Origin of the sequence: Pseudomonas haemolytica, assembly GCF_009659625.1 — a bacterium.
Taxonomy (GTDB): domain Bacteria; phylum Pseudomonadota; class Gammaproteobacteria; order Pseudomonadales; family Pseudomonadaceae; genus Aquipseudomonas; species Aquipseudomonas haemolytica.
This window is the reverse complement of the sequence record NZ_VOIW01000006.1, coordinates 580,975-602,668: the sequence shown is the minus strand read 5'-3', so window position 1 is coordinate 602,668 and position 21,694 is coordinate 580,975. Positions and strand designations below refer to the sequence as shown.

Genomic DNA, 21,694 nt, shown 5'->3' with positions numbered 1-21,694 from the left:
TTCGAAGCCATGACAGGCGCATCATCGACGTGCTCCTGTCGGACCAATACGGTCTGCTGAGACTTGCTGCGCACCGCCGGCATCGGGTTTGAAACCACCTGATCCCCAGCCTTCAACGGCGCAACCGATACTGCCTTGATCGGAATCGCCGCACTCCCCAACAACAACGGCTTGGCCGCCTCCACATGCGGCCCCAACCCCGGCCCTACAAGCTGCTTGGCCAGCAACTCCAACAACGCCCGAGCACGGCCAGATTTGATATGACTGAGCACCTGAGTCCCCAGCCGCGCCGTCAACCCCATCGCCCCCAAGACGCGAATCAGCAGCAGGCTGATCAGCACCTCACCGGTGATTTCGCCCCACAGTTCATTCATCTCCGGCGGCGGCAGCATGCGCATCCAGCTGACCATCGCCGACAGATAGATAAACAACAGCGGCTCATCACTGAGCACCAGCAGGCCCTGGGCAATCGTGTCCTTGCCCAGTGTCAGCAGCTCATCCAGTTCAGCTTGAGAGAGGTAGTGCAGCAGCTTTTCGCTGCTGGGCTTGAGGTCTGCCAACAGGTCGTACAGCTGTGTGACGTTGTCCCACAGGTGGTAAAGCGCCTTGCCCATGCCACTGAGAAACGCCGCTTCCACGAGTCGGCGTCGGTCAAGCGGTGTCGCGTCCGTGTAGCTTTTCCATTGCGCCTGGAAGGTGCCGTTCCACGTTTCGCGCAAGCGCACTTCCAGCCCGCCGATTACCGCCTGATAAGACGCATACAGCGCCTTGACGTGATCCTCGGAAACGTTGGGATAGAAAGTGATTTGGTACTGCTGGTCACGGGTACAGCCGTTGACTTCAAGGATGCCGCTGGGGCCGATGGTCCGGTGGATCGGAGCGCCCACTGGGCTGCCATCCTGGGCAATGGCTTGCAACATCACTGGCGTGTTGCCGATCGGTACGAACTGCGCACTTTCGAACAGATGCACCAGGGTTAACGAGCCCTGGGCCTTGCACATGGCGGTGGTGCGACTTGGAGTGGAGGAAGAAATAGGCGCAACCAGCGCCACCTCATCCCCAACCTTGAACACCTGCTCCACATCCAGCGCCGAGAAGCTCCAGAAGCTCGAAGCCCAGGCGTCAAACGTGTTCAGGCAATCGCGGAAGTCGCGCAGAACACCATCAACGTTGGGCGCCTGCGCATCCATCGGGGTCAGGGCCAGCCTGCCGATGGCCGGGTTCAAGCGCCAGCCCCATCAACCACAGCTCTAACGAAAAAAACCATCTGCAATCCCTCGCACTGTTCAATCAGGCGAGGGACTTTGCAGCGGCTACCGGGGCAGGGGAGTAGAGCTTATCCGGCAGTTATGTGGGATGTTTCAGCTACGGCCAGGTACCCGGTTCTGCACACCAACGAACCCCGGTTAGACTTACCTGTCGATATCTGCACTGCCCGGTCCGCCGTTAACCAAGGAAGCCTCATGTATTCAAACCGCCTGATCCTCTGTCTCATTCCTTTGCTGGTGCTGGCCGGTTGCTCCACTTCACGTGGCCCGCAGCAGCCTGAGCGCAGTGAAGCCGAGGTGAAGGCGCAGATCGTGCGCCTGCTGCCGGCCAAGGTGGCGGACCGCAACGGTTGGGCCCAGGACATCTACACTGCCTTCGACGCCCAGAAAATCTACCCCAGCACCGAAAACATCTGCGCCGTGCTGGCGGTGACCGAGCAGGAGTCGACCTATCAGGTGGACCCGCCGGTGCCTGGCATGGGTAAGATCGCTCAGGATGAAATCCTGCGTCGTGCCGGCAAGGTGCATGTGCCCGCGTTCGTGGTACGCAGTGCATTGCAATTGCGTTCGCCCACCGGCAAGTCTTACGCCGACCGCTTGAATGCCGCACGCACGGAAAAAGACCTGAGCGCGATCTTCGATGACTTCATCAGCATGGTGCCCCTGGGCAATACGTTGTTTGGCGGGTTCAACCCGGTGCACACCGCAGGCCCGATGCAGGTCAGTATCGACTTCGCGCAAAAACAGGCGCGGGGTTATCCCTACACGGTGGACGGTACTATTCGCCGCGAAGTGTTCACCCGTCGCGGCGGTATGTACTTCGGCATTGCGCATTTGCTCGGCTACCCGGTGAACTACGACCAGCCGCTGTACCGCTTTGCCGATTTCAATGCGGGCTGGTACGCCAGCCGCAATGCTGCGTTCCAGGCCGCTGTCAGCCGCATCACCGGCAAAGAACTGGCGCTGGATGGGGATTTGATCCGCTACGGCTCCTTGCTGCCCGGCACCACCGAGCTGGCGGTGCGCTCACTGGGGGCGAAGCTGGACATGCGTAACCCGAGCATCCGCAGCCAGCTGGAGCAGGGCGGGCAGTTGGATTTCGAGGACACCACCCTCTACAAGCGCGTATTCGCCCTGGCGGACCAGGCTGCCGGCAAGCCGCTGCCACGGGCGATCCTGCCGGGCATTGTGCTCAAGAGCCCGAAGATCACCCGCAACCTGACCACGGCATGGTTCGCCAAACGTGTGGATGAGCGCTATCAGCGTTGCATGAAGCGTTGACGCGCTTGGACAACCACAAGCGCGGGCGGCAGATGGCGTTTGCTACGCTGAGCCTGCAAGTGGAGGAGTGGATTGTGCTGCGGGCGAGTGCGGTGTTTGCGGTGCCGCAAGCTGACAGGCAATGAGATCAAATGTGGGAGGGGGCTTGCTCCCGATAGCGGTGGTTCAGTCACTTCAGTTTGGCTGATAAATTGCTATCGGGAGCAAGTCCCCTCCCACATTTTGACTGTGTTTTCTGCAGCAGATTGTCGTCAAAGAAAAGGCCCGGCTTTTCGTGGAGCCAGGCCTTTTCCATGGTGCTCTTTGAATCAGCTGCGTTCGAGCGCCAGGGCTACGCCTTGGCCGCCGCCGATGCACAGCGTCGCCAAGCCTTTCTTGGCATCTCGCTTGATCATTTCATGCAGCAGGGTCACCAGCACGCGGCAGCCTGAAGCACCAATGGGGTGGCCGATGGCGATGGCGCCGCCATTGACGTTGACCTTGTCGGCGTCCCATTCCAGCTCTTTGCCCACCGCCAGGGATTGTGCGGCGAAGGCTTCGTTGGCTTCGATCAGGTCCAGGTCTGCCAACTGCCAGCCGGCTTTGTCCAGGCAACGGCGGGTGGCTGAAACTGGGCCAATGCCCATGATGGCCGGGTCAACGCCGGCATTGGCGTAGCTGGCGATGCGCGCCAGTACGGGCAGGCCGAGGGCGCGGGCTTTGTCGGCGCTCATCAGCAGCACCGCAGCGGCGCCGTCATTGAGGCTGGAGGCGTTGCCGGCGGTGACGCTGCCGTCTTTCTTGAACGCGGGCTTGAGCTTGGCCAGGGATTCGGCGGTGGTGCCAACACGGGGTTGTTCGTCTACCGCGAAGGCCACCGGGTCGCCTTTGCGCTGGGGAATCAGGATCGGTGTGATCTCATCGGCAAAGCGTCCGGCTTCGATAGCGGCGGCGGCTTTTTGCTGGGATGCGGCGGCGAACGCGTCCTGGGCTTCACGGCTGATGCCGTACTTGTCCACCAGGTTCTCGGCGGTGATGCCCATATGGTAGTCGTTGAACGCATCCCACAGGCCGTCGGTGATCATGCTGTCGATCATCTTCGCGTGGCCCATGCGTAAACCGGTGCGTGCGGCGGGCAATACGTACGGGGCCAGGCTCATGTTTTCCATGCCGCCGGCGATGATCACCTCGGCGTCGCCGCAACGGATGGCCTGTGCGCCCAGGTGCAGGGCCTTGAGGCCCGAGCCGCAGACCTTGTTCAGGGTCAGGCTCGGCACGGCATGGGGCAGGCCGGCGAGGATCGAAGCCTGGCGCGCCGGGTTCTGGCCGCTGCCTGCGGTAAGCACTTGGCCGAGGATCACTTCATCCACTTCGGCCGGGTCCAGGCCGGTCTGCTCCAGCAGGCGGCGGATCACGGCGGCGCCCAGTTCCGGGGCCGGAATGCTCGCCAGCGAACCTTGGAAGCTGCCCACGGCGGTGCGGGTGGCAGCAACAATCACGACGTCTTGCATGGAATCTGTCCTCACTGGAAGTGCATTTCTGGAACGTGGTCCGGAACGATCAGTTTACCGGCGGTCTTGCTCACAATCTCTTCAACGCTGACGCCAGGTGCGCGTTCCTTGAGGACAAAAGCGCCATTTTCGATTTCCAGGTACGCAAGGTCGGTCAGCACGCGCTTGATGCAGTTGGCACCGGTCAGTGGCAGGCTGCATTGGCTGAGCAACTTTGACTCACCGTCCTTGGACGCGTGGGTCATGATCACGATGATGTTTTCCGCGCCGGCCACCAGGTCCATGGCGCCGCCCATGCCCTTGACCAGCTTGCCCGGGATCATCCACGAGGCGATGTTGCCTTGTACGTCCACTTCAAATGCGCCCAGTACGGTGAGATCGACATGCCCGCCGCGAATCATCGCGAAGGACTCGGCGGACGAGAAGATCGAGGCGCCGATGCGTGCGGTGACGGTTTGCTTGCCGGCGTTGATCATGTCGGCATCGATGGTGTCTTCAGTAGGAAACGGGCCCATGCCGAGCAGGCCGTTTTCCGATTGCAGCATTACTTCCATGCCGTCGGGGATGTAGTTGGCCACCAGGGTTGGAATGCCGATGCCCAGGTTTACGTAGTAACCGTCCTGCATTTCGCGGGCGACGCGTTGAGCCATTTGTTCGCGGGTAAGAGCCATGGTTGTTTCCTCTTATTGTTCTGGACGGGGATTACTTGCGGACGGTGCGCTGTTCAATGCGCTTTTCGAAGGTGCCGCAGATGATCCGGTCGACGTAGATGCCAGGGGTGTGGATCTGCGCCGGGTCCAGCTCGCCCGGTTCGACGATTTCCTCGACTTCAACCACGGTGATCTTGCCGGCGGTGGCGGCCAGCGGGTTGAAGTTCTGGGCAGTGTGGCGGTAGATGACGTTGCCGAAGTGGTCGGCTTTCCAGCCTTTGACGATGGCGAAATCGCCGGTGATGGATTCCTCCATCAAATATGGGCGGCCATTGAACTCACGGGTTTCCTTGCCTTCGGCGACTGGGGTGCCGACGCCGGTGGCGGTGAAGAAGGCCGGGATGCCGGCGCCGCCTGCGCGCATTTTTTCCGCCAGGGTGCCTTGGGGAGTGAGGATTACCTCGATCTCACCACTGAGCAGTTGTTTTTCGAACAGGGCGTTTTCACCCACATAGGAGGCGATCACTTTGCTGATCTGTTTTTCTTCCAGCAGCACACCCAGGCCGAAACCGTCGACGCCACAGTTGTTGGAAACCACCGTCAGGTCGCGGGTGCCTTTGCGCTTGATCTCGGCAATGAGGTTTTCCGGAATGCCACACAGGCCAAAACCGCCGGAGAGCACGGTCATGCCGTCTTCCAGGCCTGCCAGCGCTTCTTCATAGGACGCCACGCGTTTATCGAAACCTGCCATATGCACCTCTTTTATTGTTTGTGGTCCAGCCAGTGAATTGAGTGTTGCGCCGACGGATTGATTTGTTAAGTTGTTTTTTAAGGTTGATTGATTTAGAAAACAGCATAGTCGACCCGTCATCCGGAGCAGCCTCATGACCGTTAAACAGATGCGCGCCTTTCTCGCCGTGGCCCAGAGCCTGAGTTTCGCCGCGGCCTGCGAGCGCCTGCACCTTTCTCAATCGGCGCTGAGCCTGACCATCAAGGGCCTGGAAGAAGGGCTGGGCGGGCGCCTGTTCAGCCGAAATACCCGCAACGTTGCGCTGACCCCTGAAGGTGAATCCCTGTTGCCCCTGGCACGTCGCTTGATTGCCGATTGGGACAATACCGAGGACGAACTGCGCCAACGTTTCACCCTACAGCGTGGCCGCGTCACGGTGGCGGCGATGCCGTCGTTCGCGGGGAATCTGTTGCCGCCGATCCTGAAGATATTCCGCGCACGTTACCCCCAGGTGAACGTGACGGTGCATGACTTGATCAACGAGCAGGTGCTGGAGATGGTCCGCGACCGTCAGGTGGAATTGGGCGTGGCGTTCGAACCGTCTGAAGGTTCGTCACTGGCGTTCACGCCTTTGTATCTGGACCGCTTTATGGCGGTGGTGCCAGGGGATTCGCCGTTGGCGCAGCGTGCCGAGATCGATTGGAAGACCTTGCTGGAGCAACCGTTCATTACCTTGCAACGGCCCTCCACGGTACGGGTGATGCTGGAAGAACACCTCGGCGCCTTGCAGATGAAGCTGCCCGTTGCGTTGGAAAGCCACCAACTGGCGACTGTGGGCAAGATGGTCGCCAGTGGCCTGGGGGTCAGCGCTGTGCCGGCGTTGTGTGCTCGGCAGATGGAGGAGGCGGGTGCCCAGTGCATTACCTTGACCGGCCCGGTGATCGAGCGGCCGATTGGCGTGTTGACCAAACCCGGGCATGAACTGTCGGCGGCGGCGCAGGTGTTGTTTGATATCTTTCGCGATGAAGCGGGGAAGGGCAGATTTCCCGCGCTGTTATAAAACAGGTATTAAAAAGCCCGCTCGAATAAACGAGCGGGCTTAAATGGTTAATGCTTGGTTATCAGCAGTATCTATCAATCACTTTAACTTGCGATTGGCCTTTGAGGTTCTGCCATTCGGTATTAAGTGTATGGAACACCTGCTCGATAAAGTTGCGATCGGCCGCGGCTTTCTTGCCGACATAACCCTGGCCACGGCGGTACATCTTCAGGCGCGCCGCCAGTTCACGGTTATTGCGGTCGAACTCGGCTTCTTCGGTATGGGGCGCCAGGCAGTCAATTTGCACTTCGCCCGATTTGCCAATCCACAGGATATGGTCGTCGAGTGTGTCTTTCTGCGCTGCGAACATCTCAGCCAATTCATCGATAGTTGGTTGGTTGTTCAGATTCATGTGTAAGCCCCTTGACCAGTTGGCGATCTATCAATTGATTCGTTAAAACTGCTTATTTGTCTCCGGTTCCGAAAACCGGGCGTCAGTGACGGTCTGCCGAATACGGGCAGGGTCTTGAACCTGATGCATGTAGTCTTGCTGATGAACTGCTACGCAACGCTTTCATAACGAAGACAAGCAGCGTTTGAGCTCCTTGTACCTGTCCCTTTCAGGGCCGGTCAGCTTCATCAATCTGCCTTGTGGGCAGTGCACATCCGGAAAAACAGCTCGGCGGTCAGACGAGCCTGTTCAAAACGCTTGTTACCAACGCTCCCGATCCGGGAGACGTCTAGATCATGCAAGGACAAAAACGTTACGTCAACGATTATGTAGTGATTATTTTTGGTCACTACATAAATGGCTGTGGGGACGGGAGAATGCGGGAAAACGTGACTTGGGCGTCATTTTTTGTGCGCTGGGTCGCTGAGGCTGAGAGGTCAAATGACCTGCTAGCCGAGTCGATCAGCCAACAACGGCAACAACCGCTCGCACGACGCCTCGATCTTCATCTGCAACAGCTCATCACCACGCGTCTTGCCCAGGTTGATGGCAATCACCGGCTTGCCCTGTTCGGCCATTGCCTTGCACAGGCGGAACGCCGAATAGGCCATCAGCGACGAGCCCACCACCAGTAACCCTTCGGCATTGTCTACCGCCGCCATCGCCTTGAGCGCCGTCGCCGGGGCGACATTCTCACCAAAAAACACCACGTCAGGTTTCAGCCGTTCGCCATTGCAATGGGGACAGCGGGGCACCTGGAAGCGTTCTGCAAACACCGGATCGAGCAAGGTGTCGCCGTCCGGCGCCTGTACCGCATGGACGTGTGCCATATGGGGATTATCGACTTCCATCTGCCGCTGGATCACATCCCGCTCGCTGCGCAGTTGGCAATCCAGGCACAGCACCCGATGCAAGCTGCCATGCAGCTCGATCACCGCATGGCTGCCGGCCTGGTCATGCAGGGTGTCGACGTTTTGCGTGATCAGCCCACTGATGCGCTCGCGCTGTTGCAGCGTCGCCAGTGCCAGGTGGGCCTTGTTCGGCTGGGCAATGCGCACCCGTGGCCAACCCAGCATTGCCCGCGCCCAGTAGCGGCACCGCGCTTGCGGGGTGGCAAGGAATTCCTGGTACATCATCGGTGCCTTGCCCCGGCGTACACCTTCACTGTCGCGATAATCAGGGATGCCCGAGGAGGTGCTGATCCCCGCACCGGTCAAGACCAAAAAGCGCCGTTCGGCCATGGCCCGGTGCAGGGTGTCGAGGTGGTCTTCTTGATGTTCCAGCGTGTCGAGCATGGGTTCCCCTATTCGCCGCGAATGTACTGCTCCAGCTGTTTGATCAGGTCGGCTTGTTCGGCGATGGCTTCCTTCACCAGGTCACCGATGGACAGCAGGCCCAACAGTTTGCCGTCTTCGACGACCGGCAAGTGGCGCAGGTGACTGTCGGTCATGATCTTCATGCATTCTTCGACACTTTTATGGGTGTCGACGGTGATGACAGGAGAACTCATGACATCGTCGACCCGCGTGGTCACCGATGACAGACCCTTGAGGATGAGTTTGCGTGCGTAATCACGTTCGCTGATGATCCCTACCACCGTGCCTTCCTTGACCACCGGCAAGGCGCCGACGTTTTTCTCTGACATCCGCACCAGCGCTTCGAACACGGTGTGGTCCCACTGGATAGTGTGGACGTCCTGGTTTTTCTGGTCCTTGGCTTTGAGCACTTGTGCGACGGTTTTCATGGCGGCCACTCCGGTGTTGTTGTTAGGTAGTCAGGGTCCCCTAAAGAATCCTAGACCGCCCACGGCAGGGCAAGGCCCAAAGCGGCGTTAAACTCGTCGAAAAGCGTCATTCACCGGATTTTTTCCGGTTTTACTTTGCCGTTGTCGGTTTTTTCGCCCGCTTGGTGCTTCCCGCCGTCTTGCGTGGGGCGCTCTTGCGTTTGTTCTTCCAGGGCGCGGCGCCTCGGCCTGCCGGGCTGGCTGGGCCGGTGATGGTCATGCGCATGCCATTGCAGCGAGCCACCTGCTTGCTCATCCACGCCGCTTGTTTGGCGACGAATTCTTCCAGGCTCATTTCGCCGCTTTGTACCATGTCCAGCGCCTGTTCCCAGATGGCGGTGGTGCCCGGGTCGGCGATGGCGCGGGGCACTGCGTCGATCAGGCTGAACGCCGCCGGTGTGGCCGACAGGGCCTTGCCGTTTTTCACCAGGTAGCCACGGTCGAGCAAGCCCTGGATGATCCCGGCGCGGGTGGCTTCGGTGCCAATGCCGGTGGTGTCCTTGAGCTTCTGCTTGAGCAGCGGGTCTTCCACCAGCTTGGCGACGTTTTTCATCGCCTTGATCAGGTCGCCTTCGGTAAAGGGCTTGGGCGGTTGGGTCCATAGGTCCTTGAGGTTGACCTTGGCCACGCTGTAGTCCTGGCCTTGCACCAATGTCGGCAGGGCTTGTGGCGCGGGTGCTTCGCGACCTTTTGCGGGCGCCAGCGCTTCGGGCAATGCGCGTTTCCAGCCCGGCTCGATGATGACTTTGCCCACCGCACGCAACGCTTGCCCTGCGCAGTCGAAATCCGCCTGGGTACGGTCGTATTCATGGTTGGGCAGGAACTGCGCCAGGTAGCGTGCCCGTATCAGGGTATAGACCGCCCGGTGTTTGCCGGTCAGTTGGCTGACATCCTTGCCGGCCCCGGTGGGGATGATGCCGTGGTGGGCGCTGACCTTGGCGTCGTTCCAGGCCCGCGAGCGGCGTTGGGGGTCGATGTGCGGCATCAGTTCGTTGACCGCCGTATCCGCACGGCCCAGGGCCGCGAGAATCTTCGGCGCGTCACTGTGCTGGCTCAACGGCAAGTAGCCGCAATCGCTGCGCGGGTAAGTGATGACCTTGTGGGTTTCGTAGAGGGATTGGGCGACATCCAGGGTTTCCTGGGCGCCCAGGCCGAGCTTCTTCGAGCAGATTTCCTGCAATGTGCCAAGGTCGAAGGGCAGGGGCGCCACCTCGCGCATGCGTTCGGTACGCAGCTTCACCAGCCGCGCAGCGGCGGCGTTGAGCATGGCGTCGGCGGCGTCTCGCGCCAGTTGCGGGTCAAGGCAGCGGCCCTGGTCGTCGCAGGCATCATCATGGGCACGCCATTGGGCGGTGAAGGTCATGCGCTCGTGGCGCAGGTCGACATCAATGGCCCAGTATGCCACCGGCACGAAATCGGCAATGCTGCGATCACGGTCCACCACCAGGCGCAGGGTCGGGGTTTGCACCCGGCCTACCGGTAATACGCCTTGATAGCCGGATTGGCGCCCCAGCAAGGTAAACAGGCGGCTCATGTTCATGCCGATCAGCCAGTCGGCGCGGGAACGGCCCAGGGCCGAATGATACAGGCTGAAGGTGTCGGCACCCGGTTTGAGGGCAGCCAGGGCCTTGCGAATGGAGGCATCATCCAGCGCCGACAGCCACAATCGCCGGATAGGCCCGCGATAGCGGCAGTGCTCCACCAGTTCACGGGCGATCATCTCGCCTTCGCGGTCGGCATCGGTGGCAATCACCAACTCCTGGGCTTCCCCCAGCAAGCGCTTGACGGCCTTGTATTGGCTGGCGGTCTTGGGCTTGACCAGCATTTTCCATTTGTCCGGGACGATCGGCAGGTCGGCCAGCACCCAGCGTTTGTACTTGGCGTCGTAGGCGTCGGGCGGGGCGGTTTCCAGCAGGTGGCCGATGCACCAGGTCACGGTGACTCCGTTGCCCAGCCAGCAACCGTCGCCGCGGCGACTGGCGCCGAGCACGGCCGCGATATCCTTGGCCTGGGAGGGTTTTTCACAGAGGTACAGCCGCATGGTCATCACATCAGATCGGGTTGATGCCTTGCAGGATGCTTAGTCAGGAGGATTTGAGCAACCATTATCTGTATGGATGTACAGCAATTTGTGTGGGCACTACAGGGCAAATGTGGGAGGGAGCAAGCCCCCTCCCACAGGGGATCTGCGGTATTTAAACAAACTCAGTTGTTATCAATATCCACATGCCGCGTTTCTTTGAGGCAGAACAACCCGACGACCAGGCTCACCCCCGTCACCACCACCGGGTACCACAAGCCATAGAAGATATCGCCGGTGTACACCACCAACGCAAAGGATACGGTCGGCAGGAACCCGCCAAACCAGCCGTTGCCAATGTGGTAGGGCAGGGACATCGAGGTATAGCGGATGCGCGTCGGAAACAGCTCCACCATCAGCGCCGCCAAAGGCCCGTAGCACATGGCCGCGATCAGGATCAGCACGACGATCAGTACCACCACCATCACCTTGTTGACCTGGGCCACATCCGCCGAAGTCGGGTAGCCGGCCAGGGCCACGGCGCCACGCAGGGCCGCTTCATCGAAGCCATCGATGCGCACATCGCCCACGCTCACCTGCACCGGGCTGCCTGCCGGGGCGGCGGCGCTGCTGTAGGGCAGGCCCTGCTTGACCAGGAAGGTCTTGACCTTGTCGCACGGGCTGTCAAAACGCGCCTTGCCCACCGGGTCGAACTGGAAGGTGCAGGTGGCCGGGTCGGCCAATACGGTGATCGGCGCCTGGTGGCTGGCCTGGTCCATCGCCGGGTTGGTGTAGTGCGCCAGGCCCTTGAAGATCGGGAAGTACAACGCGGTTGCCAACAGCAGGCCGAGCATCAGCACCGGCTTGCGCCCGACCTTGTCCGACAGCCAGCCAAACAGGATAAAGAACGGCGCGCCAATCACCACGCTGATGATCAACAGCATGTTGGCCAGGGCCGGGTCCATCCGCAGGAACTGGGTGAGGAAAAACAGCACATAAAACTGCGCCGCATAGAATGTCACAGCCTGGCCGCCATTGATGCTGAACAGGGCAATCAGCACCACTTTGAGGTTTTCCCATTTACCGAACGACTCGCGGATCGGCGCCTTGCTGGCCTTGCCTTCCTCTTTCATTTTCAAGAAGGCCGGCGACTCGTGCAGGCTCATGCGGATCCAGGTCGAGATGCCCAGCAGAACGATGGAAAACAGGAACGGAATACGCCAGCCCCACACTTCGAACTGGTCACCGGTGAAGTAACGGCAGGCCAGCACCACCAGCAACGACAGCAGCAGGCCGAGGGTGGCGGTGGATTGAATCCAGCTGGTATGCAGCCCGCGCTTGCCCGGTGGCGCATGCTCGGCCACGTAAGTGGCTGCACCCCCGTACTCGCCGCCGAGGGCCAGGCCCTGCAGCATGCGCAGCACGATAAGGATGATCGGCGCAGCAATGCCGATGCTGGCGTAGGTTGGCAGCAGCCCGACGCAGAAGGTCGCCACACCCATCAGGATGATGGTGACGAGGAAGGTGTACTTGCGCCCGATCATGTCGCCCAGGCGGCCGAACACCAGCGCACCGAAAGGCCGTACCACAAAGCCGGCGGCGAAGGCCATCAAGGCAAAGATAAACGCGGTGGTGTCGTTGACGCCGGCAAAGAACTGCTTGCTGATCACCGCCGCCAAGGCGCCGTAGAGGAAAAAGTCATACCACTCGAACACCGTCCCCAGGGACGAGGCGAAGATGACCTTTCTTGATTCGTTGGCGGTGCTTGCACTGGCCGCCGAGCCCAGGGGTTGAGCATGTTCTGACATCGGGTGTCCCTCACAGTGATTATTTATTGTTGTCCCACTGTCGGCGCCAGGTGTGGCGCCGCTATTCAGATTGCATGAGTCTGTTCTTTCTCCGCGGCGAGGCTCCTTGTATTCGGTGAAAGGATCAGTTGCGCGGCCTTCTCCGCGATCATCAGCGTCGGTGAGCAGGTATTGCCGGAGGTGATGCGCGGCATGATCGACGCATCGGCAATGCGCAGGCCGGGGATGCCGTGCACGCGCAGTTGGCTGTCGACCACGGCGTCCTTGTCAACGCCCATGCGGCAGGTACCGACCGGATGGAAAATGGTGGTGCCGATACGTGCGGCGGCTTCGTGCAGTTGCTCTTCGGTTTGCAGCGCATCGCCGGGCAGGTATTCCACCGGTTTGAACTGGCTCAGGGCCGGTGCGGCGACGATGCGCCGAGTCAGGCGGATGGCGTCGGCGGCCACACGCAAGTCCTCGGGGTGGCTGAGGTAATTGGGTTGAATCAGCGGGGCATCCGCCGGGCTGGCCGAGCGAATATCCACGCGGCCGCGGCTTTGCGGGCGCAGGTCGCAGACCGAGGCGGTAAACGCGGGGAAGCCGTGCAGCGGTTCGCCAAAGCGCTCCAGGGACAGCGGCTGCACATGGTATTCAAGGTTGGCCGAGGTCTGCTCCGGCCCGGAACGGGCAAATGCGCCAAGCTGGCTGGGCGCCATCGACAGCGGGCCGCTGCGGTCATACAGGTAGCGCAGGCCCATGCCCATCTTGCCCCACAGCGTGCCGGCGATCTGGTTCAGTGTGCGGGCGTTTTCCAGCTTGTAGATCAACCGCAGTTGCAGGTGATCCTGCAGGTTGCCACCCACGCCTGGCAGTTCATGCACCACATCAATGCCCAGTGGTTTGAGCACATGGGAAGGGCCGATGCCTGAGCGTTGCAGAATGCCCGGCGAGCCAACGGCTCCCGCGCACAGCACGATTTCCTTGCGTGCCTTCCAGCTCAGCGGCTGGCCGTGTTGGCGTCCCAGCACCTGCGAGGCGCGGCCGTTTTCCAGCAGCACACGGTCGACCTCGACGTCGGTGAGCACGGTCAGGTTGGGCCGCTGGCGGATCGGTTTGAGAAACGCCTTGGCCGCATTCCAGCGCACGCCCGCCTTCTGGTTGACCTGGAAGTAGCCGCAGCCCTCGTTATCGCCCTGGTTGAAGTCATTGATGTTGGCGATACCGCTCTGGGCCGCCGCCTCACGGAACGCATCGAGAATCGGCCACGACAGACGCTGTTGTTCGACACGCCATTCGCCGCCATCGCTGTGGAACTCAGAGCCGCCGGCAAAATGGTTTTCGCTGTGCTTGAACAACGGCAGCACGTCTTTCCAGGCCCAGCCCGAATTGCCTTCCGCGGCCCAGCCGTCGTAGTCCTGGGCCTGGCCGCGCATGTAGATCATGCCGTTGATCGATGAGCAGCCGCCGAGCACCTTGCCCCGTGGGTAACTCAAGGCACGACCTTGCAGGCCTGCCTGGGCCTCGGTCTTGAAGCACCAGTCGGTGCGTGGGTTACCGATGCAGAACAGGTAGCCGACGGGGATATGGATCCAGGGGTAGTTGTCGCGGCCACCGGCTTCCAGCAGCAGGACGCGGTGGGCCGGGTTGGCGGACAAACGATTGGCCAGCAGGCAACCAGCGGGGCCGGCGCCGACGACGATGTAATCGTATTCAGCAGTTTCCATGGGCATCTGGGGTCTCGCTTGTTTTTCTTATTGAGCCCATCCTAGTTGTTAGTTTTCGTCTTAAAAATGTTAGTTTTTACCCAGCTGCTGTGCGTTTTTAAACAGCGTGGGCCGGGCCCTGGCAATGGAGGCGACATGTTCGACTGGAATGACCTGCGGTTTTTTCTCGAGTTGCAGCGCAGTGGTCGCCTGCTCACCGCCGCGCAACGCTTGAAAACCACGCATGCCACCGTGGCCCGGCATATCGAGGCCATCGAGAAAAGCCTCGGCACTGCGCTGTTCGTGCAGCACGCCCAGGGCTATGAGCTGACGCCCTCGGGCGAAGCGCTGCTCAAGCATGCCGAAGCCATGGAGAACGTGGCGCTGCTGGCCGAAGACGAACTGACCCACTCCGCTGCGCCCCTGGGCAAGATCCGCCTGGGTGTGGCCGAAGGTCTGGGCGTGATGTTCCTCGCCGGTCGCATGAGTGGGTTGTTCGAGCGTTACCCGGGATTGGAAGTGGAGCTGGTCGCAGTGCCGCGCTTTGTCAGCATCCTTAACCGCGAAGCGGAGATCAGCATCCACCTGGAACGCCCCAGCGTCGATCAACTGGTGACGCGCAAACTCACCGACTACCGCCTGGCGCTCTATGCCAGCCGTGCCTATCTGGAGCGCAGCGCCCCGATCGAAAAACGTGAAGACCTCGCTGCCCATTCCTGGATCGATTACGTCGATGATCTGCTGTTCAGCCAGGAGCTGAAATTCCTCAGCAGCTTCTGCCGTAACCCCAAGGTGGTGTTCCACAGCACCAGCGTTATTGCCCAGCACCAGGCGGCGCGTTCGGGGTTGGGCATTGCGGTGTTGCCGTGCTTTATGGCGGCTGGCGATGCGGATTTGGTGCCGTTGCTGCCGGCGGAAGGCATCCAGCGCAGTTACTGGATCAGCTCGCGTCGGGAGCTGCATAAGTCGGTGCGGTTGCGGGTGTTGTGGGATTACGTAGTGGAGTTGTGCGCACGGGAGCAGGGTTTGCTGCTTGGCGAATCCAACTGACGGAACGGGGATCAAAATGTGGGAGGGGGCTTGCTCCCGATGGCGGTGTATCAGTCGATGCAACTGTGACTGAACCACTGCTATCGGGAGCAAGCCCCCTCCCACATTTGACCTGAGTTTGATTTTAAAGCTTCACAACTTGATGCACCTGCTCGGCACACGCCCGAGCCTCATCAATCATTTTGCCGAACGCATCACTGGCCACTTCTTTATGGGTCAGCCAGCGCTGTTTCTGGCTCAGGCGATAGTGATACCGCAGCGAACCGTCCTCCAGTTTCCCCTCCAGGTCGAGGTCGTACCATGGCGAGCGTACCTTGCAGCCGGGGATGGCTTTTTCCATCTGCCCGCCTGTCAGGGTGAAGGTGTAGTCATAGGTTTCAGGGTTGCCCAGGTAGAGGTCGGCCTGTTGTCCTTGACGGCGATAGTTGATGTAGCCCTCCCAGCGGTCTTTCAACGACGGGTCGGTGTAGACATAGTCATTGGCCAGCTTTTCCAGGGCTCGCTGGTCGTTCATGCTGGCGGTGACGCTGTAACCGTCATGCACCACAAAGCCGGTAGGTTCGCGGGTGATCTGGCAGTCGCTGATGTCGTTGCCGAAGTTGGCGCAGATGTTCTGGTCGGTGGCCGTGGTGCCTTGCTGGCGGTCGGCGACGCTCAATTGCATCAGCGGCAGGCGACTGAAGGTGATGGTGGCCTTGACCGCGCCATCGCCCTCCTTGCCGAACTGCACATGTTTGTCCAGGCGCACCGCGACTTCGGGGCGTTCCAGAGGAATGTGTTCTTCGCGCACCTGGCCCTGAGCATCGTTGACCAGCACCCAGCGGTCCTGGATGTCGGGCATGGTCTGGCCGGGGGCGAATACCGGGTTGGTCGGGTCGAGCCACCACACCTGGCCATCCACTTCGGCGCGCACGATGGCGTGGTTTGGCGCCTGGGTGCCGGGGATCAGCAAGGCGTCTACCACATCGCCACGGCTCACCCATGCGGTCTCAGCCTTGATACCAATGGCCTTGAGCATGGCGGTCAGCAGGGTCGCCAGGTCCTTGCAGTCGCCGTAACCATGCTGCTCGATTTCCGCCAGGCTGAACGGCACGTAGCCACGCTCACTGGCGCGCCAGTCACCCAGGTAGCGGTAGTGATCATTGATGTGCTGCATCATCGCAGCGACCTGCTCGGCCGGTGCCAAGCTGCGTGCGGCGGTCACGGCGGCGGCAGCTTGCGCCGGCAGGTTGGCACCGAGGATCTGGTTGTAGCGTTGCGCGAAGTCACCGAAATACGCTTGGCGTTCCACGGCGCTGCCCACTTCCAGGCGCGGACTGCGTAGCAGTGCGGCGGCGGAAGATTCATTGATGTAGTTGACGTAGGTCGGGGCTTTCAGCACCACGTCCAGGGTCTTGCCGTTGCTCGACGGGGTGACCTTGAAATCGTCGAACATTTCACTGCGCCACTGGATCGGCCGTTCAGCGGTAAAGCGTGCCTTGAAGCGATCACGGCGGACCGCGCCGGGGCCGAGTTTGAGTACATAGTGGAACTGGGTCATCAGCGGTTTGGCCGGGTAGTGCTGACGCACGGTGTAGCGGATCTGTGTGCCCACGCGCAGGTTGGGGAAGGCCAGGGAGGTTTGCTTGTTGCGGCTGAAACCTTGGTCTGGGTTGGGCGCGGTGCGCGTGTCGATTTGTGTGGCGGCCAGGGCGACCGGCTTGGCGCCGGGCTGTGTGGACTGCGCACTGATCACTTCAAAGGTGTCGCCTTCGGAATAATCGAAGTCGATGCGCGAGAGCATTTCGCGGCCGTTGGCTTTGAGGATCGTGTAGCGGTAGGTGGTGGTGCAGTCGGTACTGGCGTCGCGGTTGAAGTGGCAGTGAAACTCGGTGTCGTTGGCCAGCGGGGCTTCGGCCAAGGGTTGAAGTGCAGCAGAAACACAATGGCTGACCAGCCCCAGGCTGATGACCATCAAAGGGCGGTGAAACGAAAAACGGTACATGGGCGCCTCGGGTGACACATTGAAACAACTACCCGGCGGGTAGCGAGAAGGCGCCGGATGATAATGGATCTCACCGGCAAAATCCAGGATTGTTCGACAATTTTTCCAGCTGAAAGGCCCGTGCTAGAGCCTTTCGCTTGATTTATGTCAGGGTTTTAGCATATCCGGCTCGACAGTTTCTTAAAGAAACCAGCGATATTCCCGCGCATGGATCTCTTGTTGAAAGGCCAAGTGATCCTGGCGTTTGTTCTCGCAATACACGTCGACAAACTCGGCGCCCAGCTTATCGCGCACGACCGGCTGTTGCTGCATGGCGCGCACGGCGTCGAGCATTTCCACCGGGAAATCGGTGCCGCTGCTGCGGTCCTCGTTCAGCGGGGTAATGGGTTCGCGCTTGGCTTCGAGCCCATGCTCCAGCCCCACCAGGATTGCCGCCAGCACAAGGTACGGGTTGGCATCGGCGCTGGCCAGGCGGTGTTCGATCCGCAGGTTACGCGGGTCGGAATCGGGGATGCGCACGCAGGCGTCACGGTCTTCAAAGCCCCAGCTGGCGCGCGTCGCGGCGTTGACCGCGCCGCCCAGGCGGCGGAAAGCGTTGTGGTTGGGCGAGAAGATCGGCATGCAGTGGGGCAGCAATTCCAGGCAACCGGCCACGGCGTGGCGCAGCGGCTGCTGCTGATGGGCGGCGAGCAGGTTATTGCCGGCCGCGTCGTAGAGGCTGACATGCACATGCATGCCGCTGCCGGGAAATTGCAGGTAAGGCTTGGCCATGAAGCTGGCGCGGTAACCGTGCTTGAGCGCCACGCCGCGGGTGCTGCGGCAGAACAGGGCGGCCCAGTCCGCGGCGCGCAGGCCGTCATCGCAGTGGCCGAAATTGATCTCGAACTGGCCGGGACCGATCTCGGCAGTGATCACCGTGATGTCGATGCCCTGGTCCTTGGCGGTTTGCGCCATGTCGTCCAGCACTTCACTGAAGCGCGACAGCCGTTCGATATGCAGGTTGGGCTGGTCATCGGCATCATCGCTCAGCGGGTCGCGGGCGAACTGCGGCAGGCCGTTTTCGAGTTTTTTATCGAACAGATAGAACTCCAGTTCAAACGCCACCACCGGGTGAATGCCCTTGTGCTGCAAGCGCTCCAGCACCTTGGCCAGGACTTCGCGGGGTTCGAATTCGATCGGCGCTTCGGTGCCGTCGGAGGTGATGAGCATTTGCCCCAATGGCTGTGACTCCCAGCTCACCGGCTTGAGCGTACCGGGCACCAGTCGGCGATTGGCATCCGGGTCACCGTCGTTGAAGCAGTAGTCACCAATCTTGAACAACCCACCCTGAGCCCCCAGCAGCACGGCGTTCTGCGGCAGCTTCAACGGGCTGCCGGCGGCGACTTTCTCAAGCATCTCCACCGGGTAGCGTTTGCCGTAGAAATGCCCGGGGATATCCAGGGCAATCAGGTCGACATAGCGTACGTCGGGGTGGTTCTGGCGAAAGGTCCGTACTTCGGCCAGTAACGTGGAGGAATGGCTTTTCACGGGTGTAGCTCCTAGTTGTAAACCCACAGGACGCGGGCGGGCAGGTCGGTCAGGTTGGCGTAGCGGCAATGGGCGAAACTGGCCAGGTGGAAACTGTCGCCGGGGCCGAGGGTGACGGGGTCGGCCTCATCTTCAACCCATAGGGTCAGCTCGCCTTCCAGCACGAAACCGGCCTGTTCGGCGCGGTCGCTCATGCTTTGTTCGCCGCTGTTGGCACCGGGGGCCAACAGGCTGTCGAGCATCGAAAACGCGCCATTCATGCTCGGCGACACCAGGATGTCGGTGATGCCATTGGCGTAATACACCGTGCGCCGCTCGTTGGGGCGGGTGACCCAGTCGACCGCCTTGGGTTTGGGCAGGCTGTAGAAATAGGTGGTGGGTACGTCCAGAGCGTGGCTGATGGCAGTCAGGTCGGCCACGGTCGGTCGCGACAGGCCGCGCTCGACCTGGGACAGGAACCCCACCGACCGCTCGATTTTTTGCGCGAGTTGGGCCAGGGTGAGCTTCTTGTGCTTGCGCAAGTCGTGGATCAGCGCTGCGAGGGTGGCGAGTTCTTCTTGTGGCGTCATGAAATTTATGTCGAATAATTTCATGAAAAATTACAGGATTAATTTCATAGGGGCAATGGGGATGGAACTTCAAGCGCATTTATTCGCACTGGAACAGGAGCTTCAGGGGTATGCGACGCGCTCGGATGCGGAACGGCTGGGGCACCTGCTGGCGGATGATTTCGTTGAGTTTGGTGCCAGTGGCACTGTCTGGGGCAGCAAGGCCGAGGTGATTGCCGGGTTGCAGGATGAGGTGTTTTCACCGCGGCGCATGTCCGGGTTTACCGTGAAAATGCTTAGCCGCGGCGTGGCACTGGTGACTTATCGCGGCCATCGCCAAGGGGTGGGGGACTCATTGCGCAGTTCGGTGTGGCGCGAAGAGCACGGGCAGTGGCGGATGGTGTTTCATCAAGGCACACCGGCTCACTGACTTACACCTTGTGGCGAAGTCAGCAGGCTGAATGATTCCGCGCCGCTGCGGTCGGAAGTTGGGTACGTACCATCATTGAAGGAGCACCCATGAAGTCGAAAACCTTAGCCGCTTGCCTGCTGGTCGCTGCCAGCTTCTCCACCGCCAGCGCTGTCGTGCAGGCCGGTGATACCCCTCAGGAAACCGTGCAACCTTCAAATATCAACGCTCGCGACTTGAAGGAGGGCGACCGCGCCCCGGATATGCTGATGCGCAAGGAATCGGCGGTCAGTGACTGGAAAAAGCGCGGCCTCAAGCAGCCCGAAGAAGACAGCCAATGGGCACGGGTGGGCGACAAGTTCGTGCTGCTCAAGACCACCAACGGCACCATCCTCGAGATCACCCCGGTGAAGAAATAATCCCGCATCACCATCTGCTGTTTTCCAGATTCTTGCGTTAAGGTAACCGGCCCCATGGGTCGCGTTACCTTTGAAGAATGAGAGCAGGATGCTTGCCACAATAAGAAACTACCCCCGTACCGTGAACCTGTTGCTGTGTGCCACGTTGTTGCTGACGTTGGCCAAGGCGATCACCTTTCCCTACCTTGTCATCTACCTCACCAGCCACTTCGCCCTGGACATTACCCAGGTCGGCCTGGTGATCGGCAGTTCGCTGATCGTCGGCTCGCTGCTCAGTGTCTACGGCGGTTTCCTGGTCGATCGCATTAACAGTTATCGACTGCTGCTCGGCTTGAGCCTGGTGTTTGTGCTGGGGTTTATCGGCACGCTGCTGGCGCAGAATATCTGGGCGTTCTATAGCTGCCTGATTCTGATCAACCTGGCCTACGCGGTCATCGACATTGCGGTGAAAGCCGGCTTCGCCAGCCTGCTGCCCGAAGACGCACGCAGTGAAGTGTTTTCCATCAAGTACACCCTGACCAATATCGGCTACGCCGTCGGGCCGTTCTTCGGAGCGATGGTGGCCAAGCTGGATATCAGCCTGCCGTTTATCCTGTCGGCGCTGCTGGGGCTGGGGTTTTTCCTGTTGTACTGGCGCTGGGGTGACCGCAACTTGGCCACCGTCGATGTGGCGCAAAAGCCAGTGCCGTTCCTCGCCGTCGCCCGCGTATTGCTGCGTGATCGCCGCCTGGTGTGCTTCACGTTGGGCGGCCTGCTCAGTGCGGTAGTGTTCGGCCAGTTTACGGCTTACCTGTCGCAATACCTGGTGACCACCACTACCGCCGAATACACCTACACCGTGATCAGCGCAGTGCTGACCACCAACGCCGTGTTAGTGATTGCCTTGCAGTACCTGATCGGCCGACAAATTTCCCACCGTTACCTGAGCCAGTGGCTGATCGCTGGCTTGAGCATGTTCATGTTGGGTTTGATCGGGTTTGCGCTGTCCACCAGCGTGTTGTGGTGGGTGCTGGCAATGGCGGTATTTACCGTGGGGGAGATCATCGTGTTCCCGGCCGAGTACATGTTTATCGACCGAATCGCCCCGGACCATTTGCGCGGCATGTATTACGGGGCGCAGAACCTGTCCAATCTCGGCGCCGCGATGGGGCCTGTGTTGTGTGGGCTGGTGCTGGCCAGCCTGCCGGCCCACTACATGTTCTACATGCTGGGGGCGTTTATTGTCGGGGGCGGGGTGTTCTATTTCATAGGTGCGGCGATGAAGGCAAATCATCCAGCGTGAGTTTGCCGACGTTGTTGCTTTGCAGTTCGTAGCGCAACTCATCGACCATTTTTTCCACTTCCTGCGGAGTCTGCAGGCGGTTGGTGCTTATCCCGGTGACCACCAGGTCGACCCGGCCGGTTTCGGCGTCGTAGACCTTGAGGGTCAAGGACGCGTCCCGGCACAGGGTGAACTCGCACGTCAGCGGTGACAGGCCTTCTTCGATGCAGTTGCGCAGTTGAGAGAGGGTAAACATGCGGGTTCCTTCGAGGCATAAGTACGATCCTTGAA

At 60.6% G+C, this 21,694-nt stretch carries 19 protein-coding genes and 2 pseudogenes; 7 read left to right on the top strand and 14 right to left on the bottom strand.

Annotation, left to right across the window (positions count from 1 at the left end):
• Positions 1 to 1,226: pseudogene (locus tag FRT59_RS21710) on the bottom strand (type IV secretion protein Rhs); the annotation flags it as partial.
• A 237-nt stretch (positions 1,227 to 1,463) separates the two neighbouring features.
• Between FRT59_RS21710 and FRT59_RS21705 the strand changes: the two are divergent.
• A complete protein-coding gene (locus FRT59_RS21705) occupies positions 1,464 to 2,549 on the top strand; it encodes a DUF1615 domain-containing protein (protein WP_153872358.1) in 1,086 nt (361 codons plus the stop codon).
• A pseudogene (locus FRT59_RS27295) lies at positions 2,546 to 2,674 on the top strand (PaaI family thioesterase); the annotation flags it as partial. The gene FRT59_RS21705 and the pseudogene FRT59_RS27295, both read left to right, overlap by 4 nt.
• Positions 2,675 to 2,857: 183 nt before the next feature.
• Here the strand turns inward: FRT59_RS27295 and FRT59_RS21700 are convergent.
• Genes FRT59_RS21700 through FRT59_RS21690 form a run of 3 tightly spaced genes read right to left on the bottom strand, consistent with a single transcriptional unit; the run spans position 2,858 to position 5,440 of the window.
• Positions 2,858 to 4,039 carry an acetyl-CoA C-acetyltransferase gene (locus FRT59_RS21700; RefSeq protein WP_153872357.1) on the bottom strand — a complete coding sequence of 394 codons (1,182 nt, stop codon included), beginning with the start codon at positions 4,037 to 4,039 and terminating at the stop codon, positions 2,858 to 2,860.
• 11 nt (positions 4,040 to 4,050) lie between these two features.
• The gene (locus FRT59_RS21695) at positions 4,051 to 4,710 is read right to left on the bottom strand and encodes a CoA transferase subunit B (RefSeq protein ID WP_003190327.1); all 660 of its coding nucleotides are present in this window, start codon (positions 4,708 to 4,710) and stop codon (positions 4,051 to 4,053) included.
• 31 nt (positions 4,711 to 4,741) lie between these two features.
• A complete protein-coding gene (locus FRT59_RS21690; RefSeq protein ID WP_153872356.1) occupies positions 4,742 to 5,440 on the bottom strand; it encodes a CoA transferase subunit A in 699 nt (232 codons plus the stop codon).
• A 133-nt stretch (positions 5,441 to 5,573) separates the two neighbouring features.
• On the opposite strand from FRT59_RS21690, the gene FRT59_RS21685 reads away from it, so the two are divergent.
• Positions 5,574 to 6,479 carry a LysR family transcriptional regulator gene (locus FRT59_RS21685; RefSeq protein ID WP_034119042.1) on the top strand — a complete coding sequence of 302 codons (906 nt, stop codon included), beginning with the start codon at positions 5,574 to 5,576 and terminating at the stop codon, positions 6,477 to 6,479.
• 61 nt (positions 6,480 to 6,540) lie between these two features.
• Here FRT59_RS21685 and FRT59_RS21680 read toward each other — a convergent pair whose 3' ends face one another.
• The 6 genes from FRT59_RS21680 to FRT59_RS21655 all read right to left on the bottom strand — a co-directional run bounded on the left by FRT59_RS21680 (position 6,541) and on the right by FRT59_RS21655 (position 14,232).
• The gene (locus FRT59_RS21680) at positions 6,541 to 6,870 is read right to left on the bottom strand and encodes a hypothetical protein (RefSeq protein ID WP_025854475.1); all 330 of its coding nucleotides are present in this window, start codon (positions 6,868 to 6,870) and stop codon (positions 6,541 to 6,543) included.
• A gap of 488 nt (positions 6,871 to 7,358) precedes the next feature.
• Positions 7,359 to 8,204: an NAD-dependent protein deacetylase gene (locus FRT59_RS21675; RefSeq protein WP_153872355.1), complete on the bottom strand. Its 846-nt coding sequence runs from the start codon at positions 8,202 to 8,204 to the stop codon at positions 7,359 to 7,361.
• Between the two features lie 8 nt (positions 8,205 to 8,212).
• A complete protein-coding gene (locus FRT59_RS21670; RefSeq protein WP_153872354.1) occupies positions 8,213 to 8,653 on the bottom strand; it encodes a CBS domain-containing protein in 441 nt (146 codons plus the stop codon).
• 130 nt (positions 8,654 to 8,783) lie between these two features.
• On the bottom strand, positions 8,784 to 10,733 hold the full coding sequence (locus FRT59_RS21665; protein ID WP_153872376.1) for a DNA topoisomerase III: 1,950 nt from the start codon (positions 10,731 to 10,733) through the stop codon (positions 8,784 to 8,786).
• Positions 10,734 to 10,897: 164 nt separating this feature from the next.
• A complete protein-coding gene (locus tag FRT59_RS21660; RefSeq protein WP_153872353.1) occupies positions 10,898 to 12,520 on the bottom strand; it encodes an MFS transporter in 1,623 nt (540 codons plus the stop codon).
• A 65-nt stretch (positions 12,521 to 12,585) separates the two neighbouring features.
• Positions 12,586 to 14,232: a GMC family oxidoreductase gene (locus FRT59_RS21655; RefSeq protein WP_153872352.1), complete on the bottom strand. Its 1,647-nt coding sequence runs from the start codon at positions 14,230 to 14,232 to the stop codon at positions 12,586 to 12,588.
• A gap of 129 nt (positions 14,233 to 14,361) precedes the next feature.
• On the opposite strand from FRT59_RS21655, the gene FRT59_RS21650 reads away from it, so the two are divergent.
• Complete coding sequence (locus tag FRT59_RS21650) at positions 14,362 to 15,255, top strand: LysR family transcriptional regulator (RefSeq protein ID WP_153872351.1); 894 nt, start codon at positions 14,362 to 14,364, stop codon at positions 15,253 to 15,255.
• Between the two features lie 124 nt (positions 15,256 to 15,379).
• Here the strand turns inward: FRT59_RS21650 and FRT59_RS21645 are convergent, their stop codons facing one another.
• The 3 genes from FRT59_RS21645 to FRT59_RS21635 all read right to left on the bottom strand — a co-directional run bounded on the left by FRT59_RS21645 (position 15,380) and on the right by FRT59_RS21635 (position 19,335).
• Positions 15,380 to 17,239, bottom strand: a complete 1,860-nt coding sequence (locus FRT59_RS21645) for a DUF3857 domain-containing transglutaminase family protein (protein WP_153872350.1) — start codon at positions 17,237 to 17,239, stop codon at positions 15,380 to 15,382.
• Between the two features lie 180 nt (positions 17,240 to 17,419).
• A complete protein-coding gene (locus tag FRT59_RS21640) occupies positions 17,420 to 18,766 on the bottom strand; it encodes a glutamine synthetase family protein (protein ID WP_162524879.1) in 1,347 nt (448 codons plus the stop codon).
• An 11-nt stretch (positions 18,767 to 18,777) separates the two neighbouring features.
• The gene (locus FRT59_RS21635) at positions 18,778 to 19,335 is read right to left on the bottom strand and encodes a helix-turn-helix domain-containing protein (RefSeq protein ID WP_153838461.1); all 558 of its coding nucleotides are present in this window, start codon (positions 19,333 to 19,335) and stop codon (positions 18,778 to 18,780) included.
• Positions 19,336 to 19,396: 61 nt separating this feature from the next.
• On the opposite strand from FRT59_RS21635, the gene FRT59_RS21630 reads away from it, so the two are divergent.
• The 3 genes from FRT59_RS21630 (at position 19,397) to FRT59_RS21620 (ending at position 21,424) form a co-directional block, all read left to right on the top strand.
• Positions 19,397 to 19,744 carry a nuclear transport factor 2 family protein gene (locus FRT59_RS21630; protein ID WP_233094220.1) on the top strand — a complete coding sequence of 116 codons (348 nt, stop codon included), beginning with the start codon at positions 19,397 to 19,399 and terminating at the stop codon, positions 19,742 to 19,744.
• 89 nt (positions 19,745 to 19,833) lie between these two features.
• The gene (locus tag FRT59_RS21625) at positions 19,834 to 20,142 is read left to right on the top strand and encodes an RcnB family protein (RefSeq protein WP_034119051.1); all 309 of its coding nucleotides are present in this window, start codon (positions 19,834 to 19,836) and stop codon (positions 20,140 to 20,142) included.
• An 88-nt stretch (positions 20,143 to 20,230) separates the two neighbouring features.
• The gene (locus tag FRT59_RS21620) at positions 20,231 to 21,424 is read left to right on the top strand and encodes an MFS transporter (protein ID WP_153838460.1); all 1,194 of its coding nucleotides are present in this window, start codon (positions 20,231 to 20,233) and stop codon (positions 21,422 to 21,424) included.
• Here the strand turns inward: FRT59_RS21620 and FRT59_RS21615 are convergent.
• On the bottom strand, positions 21,387 to 21,659 hold the full coding sequence (locus tag FRT59_RS21615) for a DUF1652 domain-containing protein (protein WP_034119053.1): 273 nt from the start codon (positions 21,657 to 21,659) through the stop codon (positions 21,387 to 21,389). The genes FRT59_RS21620 and FRT59_RS21615 overlap by 38 nt on opposite strands.
• Between the last annotated feature and the right edge of the window lie 35 nt (positions 21,660 to 21,694).